At 59.7% G+C, this 20,787-nt stretch carries 18 protein-coding genes and 2 tRNA genes; 14 read left to right on the top strand and 6 right to left on the bottom strand.

Annotation, left to right across the window (positions count from 1 at the left end):
* Positions 1–128: 128 nt before the first annotated feature.
* Positions 129–1,844, top strand: a complete 1,716-nt coding sequence (locus tag JIO00_RS06340) for a proline--tRNA ligase (protein WP_010462669.1) — start codon at positions 129–131, stop codon at positions 1,842–1,844.
* A 17-nt stretch (positions 1,845–1,861) separates the two neighbouring features.
* Positions 1,862–2,815 carry a hypothetical protein gene (locus tag JIO00_RS06335; protein WP_077750278.1) on the top strand — a complete coding sequence of 318 codons (954 nt, stop codon included), beginning with the start codon at positions 1,862–1,864 and terminating at the stop codon, positions 2,813–2,815.
* An 83-nt stretch (positions 2,816–2,898) separates the two neighbouring features.
* Here JIO00_RS06335 and dinB read toward each other — a convergent pair whose 3' ends face one another.
* Entirely contained in the window at positions 2,899–3,960 is a 1,062-nt protein-coding gene (gene dinB / locus JIO00_RS06330; protein WP_010462672.1) for a DNA polymerase IV, read from the bottom strand.
* 301 nt (positions 3,961–4,261) lie between these two features.
* Between dinB and JIO00_RS06325 the strand changes: the two genes are divergently transcribed.
* From JIO00_RS06325 to JIO00_RS06310, 4 genes are all read left to right on the top strand, one after another.
* A tRNA-Met gene (locus JIO00_RS06325) sits at positions 4,262–4,338 on the top strand.
* Between the two features lie 206 nt (positions 4,339–4,544).
* Positions 4,545–4,621, top strand: a tRNA-Met gene (locus tag JIO00_RS06320).
* Between the two features lie 280 nt (positions 4,622–4,901).
* Positions 4,902–7,544, top strand: coding sequence for a bifunctional lysylphosphatidylglycerol flippase/synthetase MprF (mprF, locus tag JIO00_RS06315; protein ID WP_200667815.1), 2,643 nt, complete (start codon positions 4,902–4,904; stop codon positions 7,542–7,544).
* Complete coding sequence (locus tag JIO00_RS06310; protein WP_010462677.1) at positions 7,544–8,839, top strand: virulence factor family protein; 1,296 nt, start codon at positions 7,544–7,546, stop codon at positions 8,837–8,839. The genes mprF and JIO00_RS06310 overlap by 1 nt, the downstream gene beginning before the upstream one ends.
* Before the next feature lie 148 nt (positions 8,840–8,987).
* On the opposite strand, the gene JIO00_RS06305 is transcribed toward JIO00_RS06310, so the two are convergent.
* Positions 8,988–9,278: a Phd-YefM gene (locus tag JIO00_RS06305; protein ID WP_077748353.1), complete on the bottom strand. Its 291-nt coding sequence runs from the start codon at positions 9,276–9,278 to the stop codon at positions 8,988–8,990.
* Positions 9,279–9,679: 401 nt separating this feature from the next.
* On the opposite strand from JIO00_RS06305, the gene JIO00_RS06300 reads away from it, so the two are divergent.
* Complete coding sequence (locus JIO00_RS06300) at positions 9,680–10,006, top strand: DUF3077 domain-containing protein (RefSeq protein ID WP_010462680.1); 327 nt, start codon at positions 9,680–9,682, stop codon at positions 10,004–10,006.
* Positions 10,007–10,213: 207 nt separating this feature from the next.
* Here JIO00_RS06300 and JIO00_RS06295 read toward each other — a convergent pair whose 3' ends face one another.
* Positions 10,214–12,115: a potassium transporter Kup gene (locus JIO00_RS06295; RefSeq protein ID WP_077748352.1), complete on the bottom strand. Its 1,902-nt coding sequence runs from the start codon at positions 12,113–12,115 to the stop codon at positions 10,214–10,216.
* A gap of 289 nt (positions 12,116–12,404) precedes the next feature.
* Between JIO00_RS06295 and rimO the strand changes: the two genes are divergently transcribed.
* The 6 genes from rimO (at position 12,405) to tsaA (ending at position 17,591) form a co-directional block, all read left to right on the top strand.
* The gene (gene rimO / locus JIO00_RS06290; RefSeq protein WP_010462684.1) at positions 12,405–13,742 is read left to right on the top strand and encodes a 30S ribosomal protein S12 methylthiotransferase RimO; all 1,338 of its coding nucleotides are present in this window, start codon (positions 12,405–12,407) and stop codon (positions 13,740–13,742) included.
* A 111-nt stretch (positions 13,743–13,853) separates the two neighbouring features.
* The gene (locus JIO00_RS06285) at positions 13,854–14,327 is read left to right on the top strand and encodes an acetyltransferase (RefSeq protein ID WP_010462685.1); all 474 of its coding nucleotides are present in this window, start codon (positions 13,854–13,856) and stop codon (positions 14,325–14,327) included.
* Between the two features lie 191 nt (positions 14,328–14,518).
* Positions 14,519–15,229, top strand: a complete 711-nt coding sequence (locus JIO00_RS06280) for an rRNA pseudouridine synthase (protein WP_010462687.1) — start codon at positions 14,519–14,521, stop codon at positions 15,227–15,229.
* A gap of 75 nt (positions 15,230–15,304) precedes the next feature.
* Complete coding sequence (locus JIO00_RS06275; protein ID WP_010462689.1) at positions 15,305–15,772, top strand: DUF1456 family protein; 468 nt, start codon at positions 15,305–15,307, stop codon at positions 15,770–15,772.
* 165 nt (positions 15,773–15,937) lie between these two features.
* Positions 15,938–16,708, top strand: a complete 771-nt coding sequence (locus JIO00_RS06270; RefSeq protein WP_077748351.1) for an SDR family oxidoreductase — start codon at positions 15,938–15,940, stop codon at positions 16,706–16,708.
* Positions 16,709–16,892: 184 nt separating this feature from the next.
* Positions 16,893–17,591: a tRNA (N6-threonylcarbamoyladenosine(37)-N6)-methyltransferase TrmO gene (tsaA, locus tag JIO00_RS06265; protein ID WP_010462693.1), complete on the top strand. Its 699-nt coding sequence runs from the start codon at positions 16,893–16,895 to the stop codon at positions 17,589–17,591.
* Between the two features lie 132 nt (positions 17,592–17,723).
* Here tsaA and fpr read toward each other — a convergent pair whose 3' ends face one another.
* A complete protein-coding gene (gene fpr, locus JIO00_RS06260) occupies positions 17,724–18,503 on the bottom strand; it encodes a ferredoxin-NADP reductase (RefSeq protein WP_003443014.1) in 780 nt (259 codons plus the stop codon).
* Positions 18,504–18,625: 122 nt separating this feature from the next.
* On the opposite strand from fpr, the gene JIO00_RS06255 reads away from it, so the two are divergent.
* Positions 18,626–19,552: a LysR family transcriptional regulator gene (locus JIO00_RS06255; RefSeq protein ID WP_010462700.1), complete on the top strand. Its 927-nt coding sequence runs from the start codon at positions 18,626–18,628 to the stop codon at positions 19,550–19,552.
* On the opposite strand, the gene JIO00_RS06250 is transcribed toward JIO00_RS06255, so the two are convergent.
* On the bottom strand, positions 19,549–19,911 hold the full coding sequence (locus JIO00_RS06250; RefSeq protein ID WP_010462702.1) for a diacylglycerol kinase: 363 nt from the start codon (positions 19,909–19,911) through the stop codon (positions 19,549–19,551). The two genes, JIO00_RS06255 and JIO00_RS06250, sit on opposite strands and share 4 nt — an antisense overlap.
* A gap of 75 nt (positions 19,912–19,986) precedes the next feature.
* Positions 19,987–20,637, bottom strand: a complete 651-nt coding sequence (erdR, locus tag JIO00_RS06245; protein ID WP_010462704.1) for a response regulator transcription factor ErdR — start codon at positions 20,635–20,637, stop codon at positions 19,987–19,989.
* Positions 20,638–20,787 lie beyond the last annotated feature (150 nt).

Genomic DNA, 20,787 nt, shown 5'->3' with positions numbered 1-20,787 from the left:
CATTTCGCAGAGGGCGCGACGATTCCCGCCCTCGTGCCACACCGCCGACCGCACGCCTGTACGCCAGCGGATCTCGCCCGTACAATGCTCCGTCATTTCTCGTCATCAGCAACCGACAACGGCCAACCATGCGCACCAGTCAATTTTTGCTCGCCACACAGAAAGAAACGCCTTCCGACGCGGTCGTCATCAGCCATCAGCTGATGCTGCGCGCCGGCATGATCCGCAAACTCGCCTCGGGCCTCTACACCTGGCTGCCGATGGGCTTGCGAGTGATGCGCAAGGTCGAAGCCATCGTTCGTGAAGAAATGAACGCCGCAGGCTCTCTCGAAGTGTTGATGCCGAGCACCCAACCGGCTGAGCTGTGGCAGGAATCCGGTCGCTGGGAAGAATACGGCCCTGAATTGCTGCGCTTCAAGGATCGCCACGGTCGCGACTTCTGCGCCGGCCCGACCCACGAAGAAGTGATCACCGACCTGATGCGCAACGAATTGAGCAGCTACAAACAGCTGCCGATCAACCTGTATCAGATCCAGACCAAATTCCGCGACGAAATCCGCCCACGCTTCGGTTTGATGCGCGGCCGCGAGTTCATCATGAAGGACGCCTATTCGTTCCACGCTGATCAGCCTTCGCTGCAGATCACCTACGACCGCATGCACCAGGCGTACTGCAACGTGTTTACCCGTCTGGGCCTGAAGTTCCGCCCTGTAGAAGCCGACAACGGCTCCATCGGCGGTGCCGGCTCCCACGAGTTCCATGTACTGGCCGAGTCCGGCGAAGACGATATCGTCTTCAGCAACGGTTCCGACTACGCCGCGAACATCGAGAAAGCCGAAGCCGTGCCGCGTGAAACCTCCCGCGCCGCACCGACTGAAGAACTGCGCCTGGTCGACACGCCGAACGCCAAGACCATTGCGCAACTGGTCGAAGGCTTCAACCTGCCGATTGAAAAGACCATCAAGACCCTCGTGGTTCACGCTGAAGAGCAAGGCAAGCTGATTGCCCTGATCATCCGTGGCGACCACGAGCTGAACGAAATCAAGGCCGGCAACCAGCCAGGCGTTGCCAGCCCGCTGGTCATGGCTTCCGAAAGCGAATTGCGCGACGCCATTGGCGCCGGCGCCGGTTCCCTCGGCCCATTGAACCTGCCACTGCCGATCATCATCGACCGTTCCGTAGAGCTGATGAGCGACTTCGGCATCGGTGCCAACATCGACGACAAGCACTACTTCGGCGTGAACTGGGAGCGTGATCTGCCGGTTCCGACCGTTGCCGACCTGCGTAACGTTGTCGCCGGCGACCCAAGCCCGGATGGCAAGGGCACCCTGGAAATCAAGCGCGGCATCGAAGTCGGGCACATCTTCCAGCTGGGCAACAAGTACAGCAAGGCGATGAAGTGCGAAGTGCTGGGCGAGAACGGCAAGCCGGTTACCCTGGAAATGGGTTGCTACGGCATCGGCGTTTCCCGCGTGGTGGCTGCGGCCATCGAGCAGAACAACGACGCCAACGGGATCATCTGGAGCGACACACTGGCTCCATTCCAGGTCGCTTTGGTGCCATTGCGCTACGAAACCGAACAGGTTCGTGAAGCCACCGACAAGCTGTATGCAGAACTGACTGCAGCCGGCTTCGAGGTGCTGCTGGACGATCGCGACAAGAAAACCAGCCCGGGCATCAAGTTCGCGGACATGGAGCTGATCGGCATTCCTCACCGGATCGTGGTCAGTGACCGCGGCCTCGCCGAAGGCAATCTGGAATACAAGAGCCGTACCGAACCTGAAGCGCAAGCGCTGCCGGTTGCTGACGTGCTGTCTTTCCTCCAGGCCCGTATCCGCCGCTGACACCAGATAGAGAAGTCATGTTCAAGCGAAACACCTTAGGCCTCGGTGGTGGCGCCCTGTGCGTCACCCTGCTGGTCAGCGGCTGTGCCAATCACATGTCGCAACGCAGCGAGCACGAGGAGCGTGTCGAGCGCAAATTGCTCGATCACAGCCTGCAGATCGATGTCGGCGAGCCCAAGGTACTTGAGTTGCCGCAACGTCGGGTGAAAATCCACGAGCAGAAAACGTTCGAAGTCACCGAATTCGAAGTCACGCGTCACTATGATCGCTACACGCCTTACCAACCCTGGCGGGAGGTCTACGAGATCCCGCTGGGCGCGGTCGCGGTGGTGGGCGGTGTCGGGGCGAATGTGGTCAACGTATTCACCCTCGGCAGTCTGCCGGACAGCGTGACCAAGGATTGGCTGAGCTACGGTTTTGCCGGGCTCAACCCGCTCATGAACGTGCAGTCCAACGGTCGGGCGCAACAAAACCTGGCCGGGATCGATGAGATCCAGCTCGACAAGCGCACCGAATACTCGAGCCTGCCCTGGAGCGAGCGCCCGGTGGTGGTGAAAGCCGGCAAGGAAACGTTTGATCTGAGCACCGACAAAAACGGTGTTCTGCGCCTGAACCTGCTGGACAGCCCATTCGCCGAACATGACATCAATCATCTGAGCCGACTGCTGATCAGCGTCGAAGACGGCCAGGACGATGTACACAGCGATTCGTCCCTGGCAGTCAGCAGTTCATTGCGCGGCAAACTGCTCGAAGCCCATGGCCTGATTTATGACGACCTCGAAGACGACGAAGTGAGCCAGTGGGTACACCGGGTCAAGCGCTTGTCGGAACTGGGTCTTGAAGAAGAAGCCAGCGAGCTGGAACAAAGCCTGATCGAACTGACCCGCAACGATCCAGAGTTGCAGACCGAATTCCTCAAGTCATTGACCAAGGATGCCGGGCGACTGGTGGCGGATCCTGGACCGAATTAAAAGCAAAAGCTTCGCCCCTACAAGATGCGATACCTGTAGGAGCGAGGCTTGCCCGCGAAGAGGCCCTCACATTCACCGCAAAACTACCGCTCAAACAACTCCATCTGCTCAAACCCACCCCGCAAATCCTCCAGCCGCACGCCAATCCCCAACAACCGCACCGGTTTCCCGCCGCGATTGAACGCCTGGGTCAGCAACAACTGATAACTGCCCAAATCCCGCCCTGCCCCGGCTTGTTCCAGCGTCGTCTGGGTAAAGTCATGGAACTTCACTTTGACGAACGGCTTGCCCGGCCGATAGCTGCTGTCGATCCGCGCCATTCGGCCCGCCAGGGTTTCCAGCAGCTCGGGCAACTTATCCAGGCAGCTGACCAGATCCGGCAGGTCCACGTCATAGGTGTTTTCAACACTGATCGATTGCCGGCGGCTGTCGTTGTGCACCTGACGGTCATCGATCCCCCGGGCCAGGCTCCAGAGTCGCTCGCCGAAGCTGCCAAATTCACGCACCAGCGCCAACTTGCCCCACTCGCGCAAATGCGAGCAATCGACAATACCGAGCCTGCCCAGCTTGTCGGCGGTCACTTTGCCAACGCCGTGCAGCTTGCTGACGGGCAAACCACTGACAAAGTCTTCAACCTGATCAGGCGTGATCACAAACAAACCGTTGGGCTTCTTCCAGTCACTGGCGATCTTGGCCAGAAACTTGTTCGGCGCCACGCCAGCCGAGACCGTGATGTGCAACTGATTGGAGACTCGGCGGCGAATGTCTTGGGCGATGCGCGTGGCGCTGCCACCGAAATGCGCACAGTCCGACACGTCGAGGTAAGCCTCGTCGAGGGAAAGCGGCTCGATCAGGTCGGTGTAATCGCGAAAGATCGTATGAATTTCCTTCGACGCTTCTCTATAGGCGTCCATGCGCGGCTTGACGATAGTCAGGTCCGGACACAGCTTCAGGGCTTGCCCGGAAGACATGGCCGAGCGCACGCCATAGGCCCGCGCCTCATAGTTGCAAGTGGCGATCACCCCGCGCCGGTCCGCCGAACCACCCACCGCCAGCGGTTTACCCGCCAGGCGCGGGTCGTCACGCATCTCGATGGCAGCGTAGAAGCAGTCGCAATCGACGTGGATGATTTTTCGCTGGCTCATATAAAAGCGGTGTTCATGGTGAAGAAATGGAGTCATGGCGTGCCGGATCGGCAGTATCTCACTGACACCTGTATATAGCACCAGTAGTCTGAATCTTCTTCCCCACCGGTAGGAAAAGTAACCGATGAATTTATTTTCTCAATCGAAAAGCGTCACTCGATAGAGCTGCAAGCCTTGCCATGCCTGCCTCGCAGACGATCGCCCAGCCCTTCCTTGCCGCTAAGCGATTGAACCAGAACAGGTTTTATCTGGATTGAAGGTTGACAGCCCAGCGATCCTCTGTAGAATGCCGACACACAGACGCGGGATGGAGCAGTCTGGTAGCTCGTCGGGCTCATAACCCGAAGGTCGTCGGTTCAAATCCGGCTCCCGCAACCAAACATCAAAAAAGGCTACTCGAAAGAGTGGCCTTTTTTGTGCGCGCCTGTTTTGTGCCCTCTTCATGAACAGATGCGAGAAATCGTTCTGATTCCGAAACTTAAGTCTGCTCCGCGACCGTTCGCCGCTTTTTTACGCTTATTTGACCCGGTTGCAGATTAACGGTTGACACACAGGCGTATCTCTATAGAATGCCGCCACACAGACGCGGGATGGAGCAGTCTGGTAGCTCGTCGGGCTCATAACCCGAAGGTCGTCGGTTCAAATCCGGCTCCCGCAACCAAACATCAAAAAAGGCTACTCGAAAGAGTGGCCTTTTTTGTATCTGTTGAAAAAGTCCTTTCGCAACAATGACCTGTCACTGTGTAGCGAAACGTTCGGGATCTCCAATGCGATGAGTTCAGACTATGCTGATTCGCAGACAGATCCCCCCCGACGCCCAATGACATGCCATCGCCGTCAACCGGTGAGAGGCGTTAATATTTGTGATTATTTTTTTCTACAGGGATTGGTAACTTGGCTGGATACCCCCATCCTGTCGCGCACAATCCAAGAGGTGATTGATGCGCGCCAACTCGTCTGATCCACAAGACACCGTCACAGCGACCCAACCGATCAAGGCAGAGCGCCTGCGCTTGCTGGATCTGGCCAGCAAATATCGCCAGCCCATAGGCCTGGCGGTGACGCTGCTGTTGTTCGCTATCGCGCTGATTGCCTGTCGTCATCTGCTGAGCGAACTCGATCTGTACGCTTTGCACGACTCGATTCTTGAAGTCCCTAAACCGGCACTGCTGGGCGCATTGGCGGCGACCGTGGTCGGCTTCATCATTCTGCTGGGGTATGAATGGTCCGCCAGTCGCTACGCGGGCGTGACGCTGGCGCCGCGAATTCTTGCGCTGGGGGGCTTCACGGCATTTGCCATCGGCAACGCCATCGGTCTTTCGATGCTCTCGGGGGGCTCGGTCCGCTACCGTTTATATGCACGTCACGGTCTGGGGGCGTCAGATGTCGCTCACATGACGTTATTCGCCAGCCTCTCGCTCGGCTGCGCGCTGCCACCACTGGCCGCCTTGGCGACCCTCAGCAATCTGCCTGCCGCTTCGGCGGCCCTGGGATTGTCCGAAGGTTTGCTGGGGGGCGTTGCCGCGGCGGTTTTGCTGCTGTTCGGTGTATTGGCCATCGGCATCTACCGCCGTCGCCTGCCGGAACAACCTTCCCCGGATAACCTGCTGGTCAAGGTCGGACGCCGCAACTTGCGCCTCCCCGGTCGCCGCCTGACTTTTCTGCAACTGATCATCACCGCACTGGACGTGGCCGCCGCCGCGACCGTGCTCTATTTGTTGCTGCCCGAAGCGCCGCCCTTCGGTGCGTTCCTGCTGGTGTACCTGCTAGCCCTGGCCGCCGGTGTGCTCAGCCATGTGCCCGGCGGGGTCGGCGTATTTGAAGCCATTCTGTTGGCCGCCTTCGCCGACACACTCGGCGCCGCACCACTGGCCGCTGCGCTGCTGCTCTATCGCCTGATCTACGTCGTGCTGCCGCTGCTGGTGGCGTGTGTGCTCCTGTTGATCAACGAAGGCCAGCGTCTGTTTCAGTCGCGCCAATCCCTGAGGGCCGCGTCCGGTCTGGCGGCGCCGATCCTGGCGGTGCTGGTGTTCCTGTCCGGCGTGGTGCTGCTGTTCTCCGGCGTCACCCCGGAAATCGACACCCGGCTGGAACACATCGGCTTTCTGATCCCGCACCGCCTGGTCGACGCCTCGCACTTCGGTGCCAGTCTGGTCGGCGTGCTGTGCCTGTTGCTGGCTCAAGGCCTGCGTCGTCGACTGTCCGCCGCCTGGATGTTGACCACCATTCTATTGCTGGTCGGCGCCCTGCTCTCCCTGCTCAAAGGCTTTGACTGGGAAGAAGCTTGCCTGATGACCCTGACGGCAAGCCTGCTGGGCGTATTTCGCCGCTCGTTCTACCGCCCGAGTCGCCTGACTGAATTGCCGTTCTCGCCGCTCTATCTGGTCTCCAGCCTGTGCGTGCTCGGCGCCTCGATCTGGTTGCTGCTGTTTGCGTACCAGGACGTCCCGTACAGCCATCAACTCTGGTGGCAATTCACCCTCGACGCCGACGCCCCGCGTGGCTTGCGCTCATTGTTGGGGGCCGCCGTCCTGCTGGTGGTCGTGTCGCTGACCTGGTTGCTGCGCACCGCGCGCCCGGTGATTCACTTGCCGACACCTGACGAGCTGGATCGCGCCATAAAGATCCTGATGGCCTCCTCCCAACCGGACGGCGGCCTCGCCCTGACCGGTGACAAGGCGCTGCTGTTTCATCCCAACGACGAGGCGTTCCTGATGTACGCCCGCCGTGGCCGCAGCCTGGTGGCCTTGTACGACCCGATCGGCCCGACCCAGCAACGGGCGGAAATGATCTGGCAGTTCCGCGACCTCTGCGACATCCACCACGCCCGCCCCGTGTTCTATCAAGTGCGCGCCGAAAACCTGCCGTACTACATGGACATCGGCCTGACCGCGATCAAGCTCGGCGAAGAAGCCCGGGTCGACCTGAAGCGTTTTGATCTCGAAGCCAAGGGCAAAGAGATGAAGGACCTGCGTTACACCTGGAATCGCGGGACCCGTGATGGGTTGTCGCTGGAGATCTTTGAACCGGGCCATGCGCCGATGGATGAGCTCAAGGTGATTTCCGATGCCTGGCTGACCGGCAAGAACGTGCGCGAGAAAGGCTTCTCGCTCGGGCGTTTCAGTGACGATTACATCAAGCATTTCCGCGTCGCGGTGATTCGTTTCGAAGGGCGCCCGGTGGCATTTGCCAACCTGCTCGAGACTTACGGCCATGACCTGGCCAGCCTCGACCTGATGCGCGCGCACCCGGACGCGCCCAAGCTGACCATGGAGTTCATGATGGTCGGCCTGATTCAACATTATAAAAATCATGGATACGCGCGTTTCAGCCTGGGCATGGTGCCGCTGTCGGGGTTGCAACCCCGGCGTGGTGCACCGCTGACCCAGCGCCTGGGCTCGATGGTTTTCCGCCGTGGTGAGCAGCTCTACAACTTCCAAGGCTTGCGCCGCTTCAAAGACAAATTCCAGCCTGACTGGGAACCCCGTTATATGGCCGTGCCCGCCGGACTCGATCCGCTGGTTGCCCTGGCCGATACTGCTGCCCTGATTGCGGGCGGCTTGACTGGATTGGTGAAACGCTGATGATTCAACGCTCCTTGCGGTACGTACTGGGCACACTGGTCGTGTTGGCCCTGATTATCGGTGGCGGCTACTGGTACCTGAAGCGCCCGGCCCCCGAACCGACCCTCGAACAGCTGAAGCCGGCTGATGGCACGGCGATGACGCGCGTCATTCCCGGCAACACGCCACGCGCCCAGGTGCTGGTGGCGGTCAATGAAGACCAGAAACTCAGCGACAAACAGTTGATGACCCTGAGCCGCACCGGCTCGGCGCAGATTGTTCAGGTGATCCTGCCCAAGGACTGCCTGCTGCAAAGTCGTGCCCTGCAATCAGGCCTGCGAGAACTCAAAGGCCCGGCGACCCTGGTCAGCGGTATCGGCCCTGGCGCGGTGCTGGCGTGGCGCTGGTTGTCCGAGCAGAAGGACGACAAGGCCCAGGCTGTCTCCGTCGACCTGGCACTGGAAAAACCCGGCTGCACCCACTTGCTGCCAAAAAGTGCCGCTCACGGTCACTGGCTGGTGGCCTGGAACGACAACCCGGACGACACCAGCGCCGGCTTCGTGCGCGATCAAGCCAACGCCGAAACCAGCATCAGCGACTACGACATCAACCTGCCGCAAGTGCTGAACAACGAACTGCGTAAACTCCTGGTCGGCGGCGACAAAGCCGCTGGCGGCCTGCAAATCCCCGTGGTCGAAGTCCCGGCCGGCCAAGCCAAGGACACCGTGACCCTGTTCCTGTCCGGTGACGGCGGCTGGCGTGACCTGGACCGCGACGTCGCGGGCGAGATGGCCAAGATCGGCTACCCGGTGGTCGGTATCGACACTCTGCGCTACTACTGGCAGCACAAGAGCCCGGAGCAAAGCGCCCTGGACCTGGCCGAGCTGATGCAACACTACCGGCAGAAATGGGGCACCAAGCGCTTCATCCTGACCGGCTACTCGTTCGGCGCCGATGTCCTGCCAGCGATCTACAACCGCCTGGAACCCGCAGAACAACAACGCGTCGACGCCATCATCCTGCTCGCCTTCGCCCGCACCGGCAGCTTCGAAATCGAAGTCGAAGGCTGGCTCGGCAACGCCGGCAAAGAAGCCGCCACCGGCCCGGAAATGGCCAAGCTGCCACCGGAGAAAGTGGTGTGCATCTACGGCGAAGAAGAAGTCGACGAAAGCGGCTGCACCGACAAGACCGCCGTGGGCGAAGCGATGAAGCTACCGGGCGGCCACCACTTCGACGAGAACTACCCGGCGCTGGCAAAGCGCTTGGTGGACATCATCGAGAAGCGTCAGGCCAAGGGTGAGACGGCTCAGGAGTGATCTGAGGCGCGCCCACGAAAAAGCCCCCGCAGCCGAAAGGCTGCAGGGGCTTTTTTATAGTTACTGATTCAACTGAACACCACAGCCCGCTCCCACAGGATCCACGTGCCGCCTGTGCGGATGCGTCTACCACCCTCGATACTGGCACTTAGTCTTTCCTGGCGAACCGTGTTCTCATATCGTCGTGACAAATTACACTGGCCTGATCAAAACCGGCCAAGCGCTCCGCAGCTGCTGCTTCAACGCAAAGATCATTAATCTCGTCGAGCATTTCCTGATAGGCATCGACATTGATAATGACCGCTGCTGGCTGATTATTTTGGACAATGACCATGCACTCAATGGCACGGCTAGAGATCTCCTTGAGTTTCGTACTGAAGCCCCTGACCATTGCAGTTGTCGATACTGCTTGGACAGCACGCACTGATGATGCCGCCATACTCACCTCTCTCAAATACTGCAAATCTGAACGCGCAGCTCAACGTACCGTTTACTTAACGTGTCGCAATATCGGAAGACGCCCGCGGACCTTGTAGGCAAACTCCGAATCTCGTGTTTGGGCACTTTGCCGCCTTGTTGCGTTTTTCTTCGACGGGATACTCTCCGGACGTCGCTGACCATTCAGCGATCGGGCTTGGAAACCCGTCGGATCACAGCGCAACAGCACCTCCACCTCGATTCCAGACGTTTTAACGACTGCGAACTTGGTGTTATGGCGGCTGTGCGTGGGACGCCTTCGGGCGTGCCGGTTCTATGGTCCCCGGTTTCCAACCTGCGTACAGCCGCCACCCATTCGCTTGGAAACGAACGTGGCGACTCCTCTAATGCTGGAGAATGACCATGACAAAAATTGATTCAACCGCGATCTCAGAATTAAAAACCATAGGCTACACCCCACTCATCTACTGCCCGGATCAGGCGCTATTCAACGTCCGCGCCGGCGTCCCCATCGTTGATGCCTTGTCACAAGCCTCTGACCTGCTGTTCCTCGGCAAATCATTTGCCGAGGATGCTGCCTACGCAAGAGACACCGACCGCCACGCCTGGGCCGCTCACTATCTGACGGCGATGGGCAAAGCCGTGATTGATGATGTTGTGAAGGTGCTGACGCCGCGACCGGCCCGGACGAAGACCGAATCAGAAGAAGGGCTGCCTGAGTGCCAGTAAGCGCACAGGCATGGAACACCGCCGCCCCTTGTGGGAGCGAGCCTGCTCGCGAAGGCGTCGTGTCAGCCACTATCAAGGTTGACTGATACACCGCTTTCGCGAGCAGGCTCGCTCCCACAAGGGACCTTCTTGGCCTTCAGGGCGAGATTCCAGGCACAAAAAAGCCCCCGCTGCCGCACTGGCAACGGGGGCTTTTCAATGGGGGGCTTACATCTCGACCTGAGTACCCAGCTCAATCACCCGGTTCAGCGGCAGATTGAAGAAGCGCAAATTGCCATTGGCATTCCTCAACATGAAGGCGAACAGCGCCTCGCGCCAACGGGCCATGCCTTCGAGTTTGGAGGCGATCACCGTCTCGCGGCTGAGGAAGTAGGTGGTGCGCATCGGACTGAAGTCGAGGTCATCGAGGTGGCACAGTTTCAGTGCTTGCGGCACGTCCGGCTCGTCGACGAAGCCGAAGTGCAGGATCACCCGGAAGAACCCTTCGCCGTAGGAATCGACTTCGAAGCGTCGGCTCGACGGTACCCGCGGGATGTCTTCGTAGACCACGGTCAACAGCACCACTTGCTCGTGCAGTACCTGGTTATGCAGCAGGTTGTGCAACAGCGCGTGCGGTACGGCATCCGGGCGTGCGGTCAGGAACACGGCGGTACCCTGCACGCGATGCGGCGGTTGCACGGCGATACTGCTGATGAAAATCGGCAGGGGCAGGCCACCCTCGTCCATGCGTTCCACCAGCAGTTGTTTGCCGCGTTTCCAGGTAGTCATGAGCACGAACAGCGCGATACCGGCAATTACCGGGAACGCCCCGCCCTGAATGATTTTCGGCACGTTGGCGGCAAAGTACAGACCGTCCACCAACAAGAAGCCGAGCAACAGCGGAACAGCGAGCACCGGCGGCCATTTCCACAACAGCAATATCACCGCCGACACCAGGATGGTGGTCATCAGCATCGTGCCGGTCACCGCCACGCCGTAGGCCGAGGCCAGGGCGCCTGAGGACTCGAAACCCAGCACCAACAGGATCACGCCGACCATCAATGCCCAGTTCACCGCACCGATGTAGATCTGGCCCTGCTCGGCGCTGGAGGTGTGGCGGATGTGCATGCGCGGAATGTAGCCGAGCTGGATCGCCTGACGGGTCAGGGAAAACGCGCCGGAGATGACCGCTTGCGAGGCAATCACCGTGGCCATCGTCGACAACCCCACCAATGGAAGCAACGCCCAGCTTGGCGCCAACAGGTAGAACGGGTTACGAGCGGCTTCCGGATCACCCAGCAACAGCGCTCCCTGGCCGAAGTAGTTCAGTACCAGCGCTGGCAGCACAAGGATGAACCACGCACGGGCAATCGGCTTGCGCCCGAAGTGGCCCATGTCGGCGTACAGCGCTTCGGCACCGGTCAACGCCAGCACCACTGCGCCGAGGATCGCCACACCCATGCCCGGATGCTGGGTGAAGAAACGCACGCCCCAGACCGGGTTCAGCGCTTGCAACACTTCCGGGTGCTGCAAGATGCCGTGGACACCCAGTGCACCGAGCGCCACAAACCAGGTGACCATGATCGGCCCGAACAGAATGCCGATGCGCGCGGTGCCGTGGCTCTGAATCAGGAACAGCGCCACCAGCACGACCAAGGACAGCGGCACCACCCAATGGTCGATGCCTTCGAACGCCAGCCCCAAGCCTTCAATCGCCGAGAGCACCGAAATCGCAGGGGTGATCATGCTGTCGCCATAGAACAGCGCCGCACCGATCAACCCACACACCACCAGCAACGCCCGCAACTTCGGATGCCCCGCTGCTGCTCGCCGGGCCAGCGCGGTCAAGGCCATGATCCCGCCTTCGCCCTGGTTGTCGGCACGCAGCACGAACATCATGTATTTGATCGAGACGACCCAGATTAGTGACCAGAAGATCAGTGCCAGGATGCCCAACACGCCGTCATGGTTGACCGGTACGCCATAGCCACCGGAAAACACTTCTTTGAGGGTGTACAGCGGGCTCGTGCCGATATCGCCATAAACCACCCCGACCGCCGCGACCAGCATGCCGATCGGCTTTGCCGCCGAATGCTCGGCACCCGCTGCCTGACTACTTGCCTGCCCCATCCAAAACTCCTACTACTCAGACCCGGACTTCTTATAAGAAGCACTATGCTTTGCCGTGCAGCATGCGCTGTTTTACATGACGTTACAGACGTTTCATTGACTGTAAAAAATCGGTAAAGCGTAAAGGCGCGAAGCATAGCGCAGCACTCGTCGTATTTCCCTGCATAAAGCTGGTCAAGTGCGCGTCTCATCGCTAGAATTGCGCACTTTTTGACCAGAGGCGCAACATAGCGCCCGTCTGTCGCCTTGCCGTCTTCGGCTGGAGGCGTCCCAAATACCGAGGTTAGACATGTCCACCACTCCTGCGCCGGCCAATCCAAAAGTTGGCTTCGTATCCCTGGGTTGCCCCAAAGCACTGGTCGACTCCGAGCGCATCCTTACCCAGCTGCGCATGGAAGGCTATGACGTCGTGTCCACTTACGAGGACGCCGATGTCGTGGTGGTCAACACTTGCGGTTTCATCGACTCGGCCAAGGCTGAGTCCCTGGAAGTGATCGGCGAAGCCATCAAGGAAAACGGCAAGGTCATCGTGACCGGCTGCATGGGCGTCGAAGAAGGCAACATCCGCAAGGTGCACCCGAGCGTGCTGGCCGTGACCGGTCCGCAGCAGTACGAGCAAGTGGTCAACGCCGTGCACGACGCCGTGCCACCGCGCCAGGATCACAACCCTCTGATCGACCTGGTGCCGCCGCAAGGCATCAAGCTGACCCCGCGCCACTACGCCTATCTGAAGATTTCCGAAGGCTGCAACCACAGTTGCAGCTTCTGCATCATCCCGTCGATGCGCGGCAAGCTGGTCAGCCGTCCGGTCGGTGACGTGCTCGACGAAGCCCAGCGCCTGGTCAAGGCCGGCGTCAAGGAGCTGCTGGTGATATCGCAAGACACCAGCGCCTACGGCGTCGACGTGAAATACCGCACCGGTTTCTGGAACGGCGCGCCGGTGAAAACCCGCATGACCGAACTCTGCGAAGCCCTGAGCACCCTCGGCGTCTGGGTCCGCTTGCACTACGTTTACCCGTACCCGCACGTCGACGAGCTGATCCCGCTGATGGCCGCCGGGAAAATCCTGCCGTACCTGGACATCCCGTTCCAGCACGCCAGCCCGAAAGTCCTGAAAGCCATGAAACGCCCGGCCTTCGAAGACAAGACCCTGGCGCGCATCAAGAACTGGCGGGAGATCTGCCCGGACCTGATCATCCGTTCGACCTTCATCGTTGGCTTCCCCGGCGAAACCGAAGAAGACTTCCAGTACCTGCTGAACTGGCTGACCGAAGCGCAACTCGACCGCGTCGGCTGCTTCCAGTACTCGCCAGTCGAAGGCGCACCGGCCAACCTGCTGGACGCGGCCATCGTGCCGGACGACGTCAAGCAAGACCGTTGGGATCGCTTTATGGCGCACCAGCAGGCCATCAGCTCGGCGCGCCTGCAAATGCGCGTCGGCCGTGAAATCGAAGTGCTGGTGGACGAAGTCGACGAGCAAGGCGCCGTTGGCCGCTGCTTCTTTGATGCCCCGGAAATCGACGGCAACGTGTTCATCGACAACGGCAGCAACCTCAAGCCAGGCGACAAGGTCTGGTGCAAAGTGACCGACGCCGACGAATACGACCTGTGGGCTGAACAGATCTAAACGCAAAAAATACGAAAAGCCCTGCTCTCTTGACGAGATGGGGCTTTTTTAGGTCTATCGTTTTGTGGAAGAAAGGACTCGCACACTCCACGGTAAAAGGGGCATCCGGCCATGCGCCAACATTCGGTCATTCACACGCCGAAACAGAGCGACTACGAAGAACTCACACAAGTCTGGGAAGCTTCGGTGCGCGCCACCCATGATTTTCTGCCGGACAGCTACATTGAATTATTGAAGAACCTGGTGCTGACCCGCTACCTCGACGCGGTGATGCTGATCTGCACCAAGGACTCGCGCCAGCGCATCACCGGGTTTGCCGGGGTGGCGGCGGGCAAGATCGAGATGCTCTTCATCGACCCGGCCCACCGGGGTCAGGGTTTGGGCAAGCAGTTGCTGCGTTACGCCATGGAACACCTGAACGCCAACGAGCTGGACGTCAACGAGCAGAATCCGCAGGCCTTGGGGTTTTACTTCAAGCAGGGGTTCGAAGTGATTGGTCGTTCGGAGGTCGATGGCATGGGTCAGCCTTATCCGTTGCTGCACATGCGTTTGCGCCAGGCGCAACAAAAGACGCGCAACGGCTGACACAACATGAAACCCTTGTGGGAGCGAGCCTGCTCGCGAAAGCGGTCTATCAATCGACATTGATGTTGAAGCTGAAGACGCTTTCGCGAGCAGGCTCGCCCCCACATTAAAAGCACCTGCGGCAAATGGAGCCGGGATTAACCAGCGCCCAGCAGGTACAATGCCCACCCCTTTTTTGTTACGGCCCTGTCATGACTGACCCGATTCGTCTCTCCAAACGCCTCATCGAACTCGTCGGCTGTTCCCGTCGGGAGGCTGAGCTGTTCATCGAGGGCGGCTGGGTCACCGTGGACGGTGAAGTCATCGACGAGCCGCAATTCAAGGTCGACACCCAGAAAGTCGAGCTCGACCCCGAGGCCAAGGCCACTGCGCCGGAACCGGTGACCATCCTGCTGAACGTGCCCGTGGGCATGGACGCGGAAACCGCAATGGCGACCATCAGCGCCGAGACCCTGAGCGAAGAACACCGCTTCAGCAAACGTCCGCTCAAGGGCCACTTCCTGCGCCTGACCGCCAGCACTGACTTGCAGGCCAACGCCAGCGGTCTGCTGGTGTTCACCCAGGACTGGAAGATCCTGCGCAAGCTCACCGCCGACTCCGCCAAGATCGAACAAGAATATGTCGTCGAGGTAGAAGGCGACATGGTGGCTCACGGCCTCAACCGCCTGAACCACGGCCTGACTTACAAAGGTAAGGAACTGCCGCCGGTCAAAGCCAGCTGGCAGAACGAAAACCGCCTGCGTTTCGCGATGAAGAACCCGCAACCGGGCGTGATCGCCCTGTTTTGCCAGGCCGTTGGCCTGAAGGTCGTCGCCATCCGCCGCATCCGCATTGGCGGCGTGTCCATCGGCAAAGTGCCGTTGGGGCAATGGCGCTACCTGTCCGGCAAAGAGAAGTTCTGAGACTTTTCACGCCGCCACACATTCCGGCGCCGCTGCTTACGCGGCGCCCACTGCTGAATATCAGGATTGCACACCATGATTCATAACGACGTACTGCGCAGCGTGCGCTACATGCTCGACATCAGCGACAAGAAAGTCATCGAGATCATCAAGATCGGCGGCATGGACGTGTCCCTGGAAGACCTGCTGACCTACCTCGACAAGAAAGAGGAAGACGAGGAAGGCTTCGTGCGCTGCCCGGACGAAGTCATGGCGCACTTCCTCGACGGCCTGGTGATCTTCAAGCGCGGCAAGGACGAAAGCCGTCCGCCGCAGCCGATCGAAGTGCCGGTGACCAACAACATCATCCTGAAGAAACTGCGCGTGGCCTTCGAACTGAAAGAAGACGACATGCACGCGATCCTCAAGGCGTCCGAGTTTCCGGTGTCCAAGCCTGAGCTGAGCGCACTGTTCCGCAAGTTCGGCCACACCAACTATCGCCCGTGCGGCGACCAGTTGCTGCGCAACTTCCTCAAGGGCCTCACTCTTCGAGTGAGAGCGTAAAGCAGCTGCAAGCTACAAGCCGCAAGCGGATGGTGTCTAGCTTGTAGCTTGTAGCTTGAAACTTGCAGCTGGGCCGTATGGCCCCTCATTCCTCGCAAAAATAGTGGCTCCGCTTCTGGCGGCTGACGACTAGGGTGTATTGACCCTCAGCTCTCAGGATTCGCCATGCACCCGTACTTTTCCCTGCAAGGCCGCACCGCTCTGGTGACCGGTGGCACCCGTGGTATCGGCAAAATGATCGCCAAGGCGTATGTCGAGGCCGGCGCCACCGTGTACGTCTGTGCCCGGGATGCCGAAGCGTGTCAGCAAACGGCTGACGAGTTGAGCGCCTTGGGAACCTGCCATGCCGTGGCCGCCAATCTGGCGACTGAAGAAGGCGTGCAGCACTTGGCCATGCGGCTGGGCGAGCAAATCAGTCATCTGGACATTCTGGTGAACAACGCCGGCACCACATGGGGCGCTCCGCTGGAAAGCTATCCGGTCAAGGGCTGGGAGAAGGTCATGCAGCTTAACGTGACCTCGGTGTTCAACTGCATCCAGCAGTTTTTGCCTTTGCTGCGCAAGGCGGGTTCAGAGGCGAATCCGGCGCGGATCATCAACATCGGTTCGGTGGCGGGGATTTCGTCCTTTGGCGAACAGGCGTATGCCTACGGGCCGAGCAAGGCTGCCCTCCATCAACTGTCGCGGATTCTGGCGCGGGAGCTGGTGAGCCAGCACATCAACGTCAACGTGATTGCGCCGGGGCGCTTCCCGAGCAAGATGACGCAGCACATTGGTAACGATGAGCAAGCGCTGGCGGAGGATACGGCGCTGATTCCGATGAAGCGCTGGGGCCGGGAGGAAGAGATGGCGGCGCTGGCAATCAGTCTGGCAAGTACGGCGGGGGCTTATATGACCGGGAATGTTATTCCGCTGGATGGTGGGTTCAGTCTCTGAGATTGGCGGTGCGGCCTTCGCGGGCAAGCCTCGCTCCTACAGGTTCTTTGGCGTACACAAACGCCGTGTTCGCTCGATAACCCAGTAGGCGCGAGGCTTGCCCGCGAAGAGGCCCGCTCAGTCACCCCCCGCCTTGAGGCCCGCCGGGTTATCATGCCCGCCCTATCCCGCCTCGACCCAAACCATGACCTACAGCGTTTCCCCCATCGGCTTCGTGCGCTCCTGCTTCAAGGAGAAGTTCGCCATCCCGCGCCAGCCTCAGCTGGCCCCGGCCGCTCGTGGCGTGCTGGAACTGGTGGCGCCGTTCGATCAGGGCGATGCGGTGCAAGGTCTCGAGCAGGTCAGCCACGTCTGGCTGCTGTTCCTGTTTCATCAGGCCCTGGAAGAGAAGCCACGCCTGAAAGTCCGCCCTCCTCGCCTGGGCGGCAACAAATCCATGGGCGTGTTCGCCACCCGTGCGACACATCGGCCCAATGGCATCGGCCAATCCGTGGTGAAACTGGACAAGGTCGAAGCCAACCGGTTGTTTATCTCCGGTATCGACCTCTTGGACGGCACGCCGGTTCTCGACATCAAACCCTACGTGCCTTACGCCGACATCATCGACAGCGCCTCCAACAGCATCGCCAGCGCCGCGCCGCAGTTGATTCCTGTGCGGTGGACGGAGACAGCGCTGCAACAAGCTCACGAGCACGCTCAGCGCCTCGGCGAGCCGTTGGTTGCCCTGATTGATCAATGCCTGGCACAAGACCCACGTCCGGCGTACCAGACGCCTACACCTGAGCGGGAATATGGAGCGCAGTTCTGGGATCTGGATGTGCGCTGGCATTATCCCGAGGCGGGCGTCATCCGCGTCCTGGAAGTCATTCCCGCAAAAACCTGAACGCCAGAAACCACTGTGGGAGCGAGCCTGCTCGCGATAGCGGTGTGGCAGTCGGCAATAATGCTGACTGATACACCGCTATCGCGAGCAGGCTCGCTCCCACAGGGAAAGCAAAGCCGTCAGGCGTTGTGCTTACTTCTCGACGAACGCACGCTCGATCAGGTAATCACCCGGCTCGCGCATCCGCGGCGAAACTTTCAGGCCGAAGCTGTTCAACACTTCGCTGGTCTCGTCGAGCATGCTCGGGCTGCCGCACAGCATGGCGCGGTCGTCCTGCGGGTTGATCGGTGGCAGGCCGATGTCGCTGAACAGCTTGCCGCTGCGCATCAGATCGGTCAGGCGACCTTCGTTCTCGAACGGCTCGCGTGTCACGGTCGGGTAGTAGATCAACTTGTCACGCAACGCCTCGCCGAAGAACTCGTTCTGCGGCAGATGTTCGGTGATGAACTCGCGGTAAGCGACTTCGTTGACGTAACGCACGCCGTGGCACAGGATCACTTTTTCGAAACGCTCGTAGGTTTCCGGGTCCTGGATGACGCTCATGAACGGCGCCAGGCCAGTACCGGTGCTGAGCAGGTACAAATGTTTGCCAGGCTTCAAGTCATCCAGCACCAGGGTGCCGGTAGGCTTCTTGCTGATGATGATCTCGTCGCCTTCCTTCAGATGCTGCAACTGGGAAGTCAGCGGGCCATCAGGCACCTTGATGCTGAAGAACTCGAGATGCTCTTCCCAGTTCGGGCTGGCAATCGAGTAAGCGCGCATGAGCGGCCGGCCGTTGGGCTGTTGCAGGCCGATCATCACGAACTGACCGTTCTCGAAGCGCAGGCCCGGATCGCGGGTGCACTTGAAGCTGAACAGAGTGTCGTTCCAGTGATGAACACTGAGGACACGCTCGTGGTTCATGTTGCTCATGTACGTGGGACTCCTGGAGATTTTGCCTGCGCCGCTGATGTGCGCAATTGCATCGCATTCTAATGGCAGCGACAATATCTGTTAAATGGATTATTAAGATAAGGGTTATCGGTTATATAGATATGCGATTTACTCTCCGTCAACTTCAAGTATTCGTCGCCGTCGCCCAGCAGGAAAGCGTATCCCGTGCTGCCCTGACGCTCAACCTTTCGCAATCGGCGGCGAGCACCTCGATCACCGAGCTAGAGCGTCAGTGCAGCTGCCAGCTGTTCGACCGCGCCGGCAAACGGCTGAGCCTTAACGCCCTCGGCAAACAGCTATTGCCACAAGCTGTGGCGCTGCTCGACCAGGCCAAGGAAATCGAAGACCTGCTCAACGGCAAGTCCGGTTTCGGCTCCCTGGCCGTCGGCGCGACCCTGACCATCGGCAATTACCTGGCCACCTTGCTGATCGGTAGCTTCATGCAGCGCCATCCGGAAAGTCAGGTGAAGCTGCACGTGCAGAACACTGCCAACATCGTGCAGCAAGTCGCGCACTATGAAATTGATCTGGGTCTAATCGAAGGCGATTGCAGTCATCCAGACATCGAGGTGCAGAGCTGGGTCGAGGATGAGCTGGTGGTGTTCTGCGCGCCGCAGCATCCGCTGGCCCAGCGTGGCAGCGCGAGCATGGAAGAACTGACCCACGAGGCCTGGATTCTGCGGGAACAAGGCTCTGGCACGCGGCTGACCTTTGACCAGGCCATGCGTCATCATCGCAGCGCGCTGAATATCCGACTGGAGCTGGAACACACCGAAGCGATCAAGCGCGCGGTGGAATCAGGCCTGGGGATTGGCTGTATTTCGCGTCTGGCGCTGCGCGATGCATTCCGCCGCGGCAGTCTGGTGCCGGTGGAGACACCGGATCTGGACTTGGCGCGGCAGTTCTATTTCATCTGGCACAAACAGAAATATCAGACCTCGGCGATGCGCGAATTCCTCGACCTGTGCCGCGCGTTCACCGCCGGGGTTCAGCGCAGCGACGAGATCGTGCTGCCCAGCATCGCTTAAAGCAGAATCACCGCCCACACCAGCCCGATCATGCTCAACGCCACGAATTGAGCGGCGCTGCCCATGTCCTTGGCGTTCTTGGACAGCGGGTGCAACTCAAGGGAAATGCGGTCGATGGCCGCTTCCACTGCCGAATTCAGCAGCTCGACGATCAACGCCAACAGGCAGACCGCGATCAGCAATGCCTGCTCGACACGACTGACGTTCAGAAAGAACGAAAGCGGGATCAGGATGACATTGAGCAACACCAGCTGCCGAAAAGCCGCTTCACCGGTGAAGGCTGCGCGCAGGCCATCCAGCGAGTAACCGGAAGCGTTGAGAATGCGTTTGAGGCCGGTTTGGCCTTTGAAAGGTGACATAGAGTGGGCAACTGACCAAAAAGGAGTGGGAAAGCTAGATCAACCAAAGTCAAAAAAGCGTGAAGATGCCAACGCTTAGTGGCTTGAAATTGACTCAAGTTGTTGCAGAAGCAACGCCGCCTGGGTGCGAGTGCGCACATTCAGCTTGCGGAATATAGCCGTAACATGCGCCTTGATCGTCGCTTCGGAAACGCTCAACTCATAAGCAATCTGCTTGTTCAGCAGCCCTTCACAGACCATGGTCAGCACCCGGAACTGCTGAGGTGTCAGGCTGGCAAGGCCTTCACTGGCGGCCTTGGCTTCAGCGGAAACACTCACGGCTTCGAACGCCTGAGGCGGCCAGAACACATCGCCATCGAGCACCGCTCGCACGGCTTTCTGGATGACGCTCAGGTCACTGGACTTGGGAATGAAGCCGCTGGCGCCGAACTCACGGGACTTCACCATGATCGAGGCCTCTTCCTGAGCCGACACCATCACCACCGGGATCTGCGGGTATTGACCGCGAAGCAGCACCAGCCCGGAAAAACCGTAGGCCCCCGGCATGTTGAGGTCGAGCAGTACCAGGTCCCAGTCAGACTTTTCGTCCAGCCGGGTTTCCAGTTCGGCAATGCTTGCCACTTCCACCAGACGGACATCCGGACCCAGGCCCAGGGTCAATGCTTGATGCAGGGCGCTACGAAAAAGAGGGTGGTCATCGGCAATCAGGATTTCGTATGTGGCCATTTTTCTAATGATCCTGTTTTCAAACAACTCAAGGCACAGCCACGGAGCTGCACCAGCAGGGCACGTTCAACGCCAATTACGTGGCTATCACGCAAAGAATACGGCGTATCAAACTTTGGCCGCGCCCTAATCGGCGCCAAGCATGCCCAG

This window comes from Pseudomonas sp. SW-3, assembly GCF_016615645.1.
In the GTDB taxonomy this organism is placed as follows: Bacteria; Pseudomonadota; Gammaproteobacteria; order Pseudomonadales; family Pseudomonadaceae; genus Aquipseudomonas; species Aquipseudomonas mandelii.
This window is presented reverse-complemented; position numbering and strand designations above follow the sequence as displayed.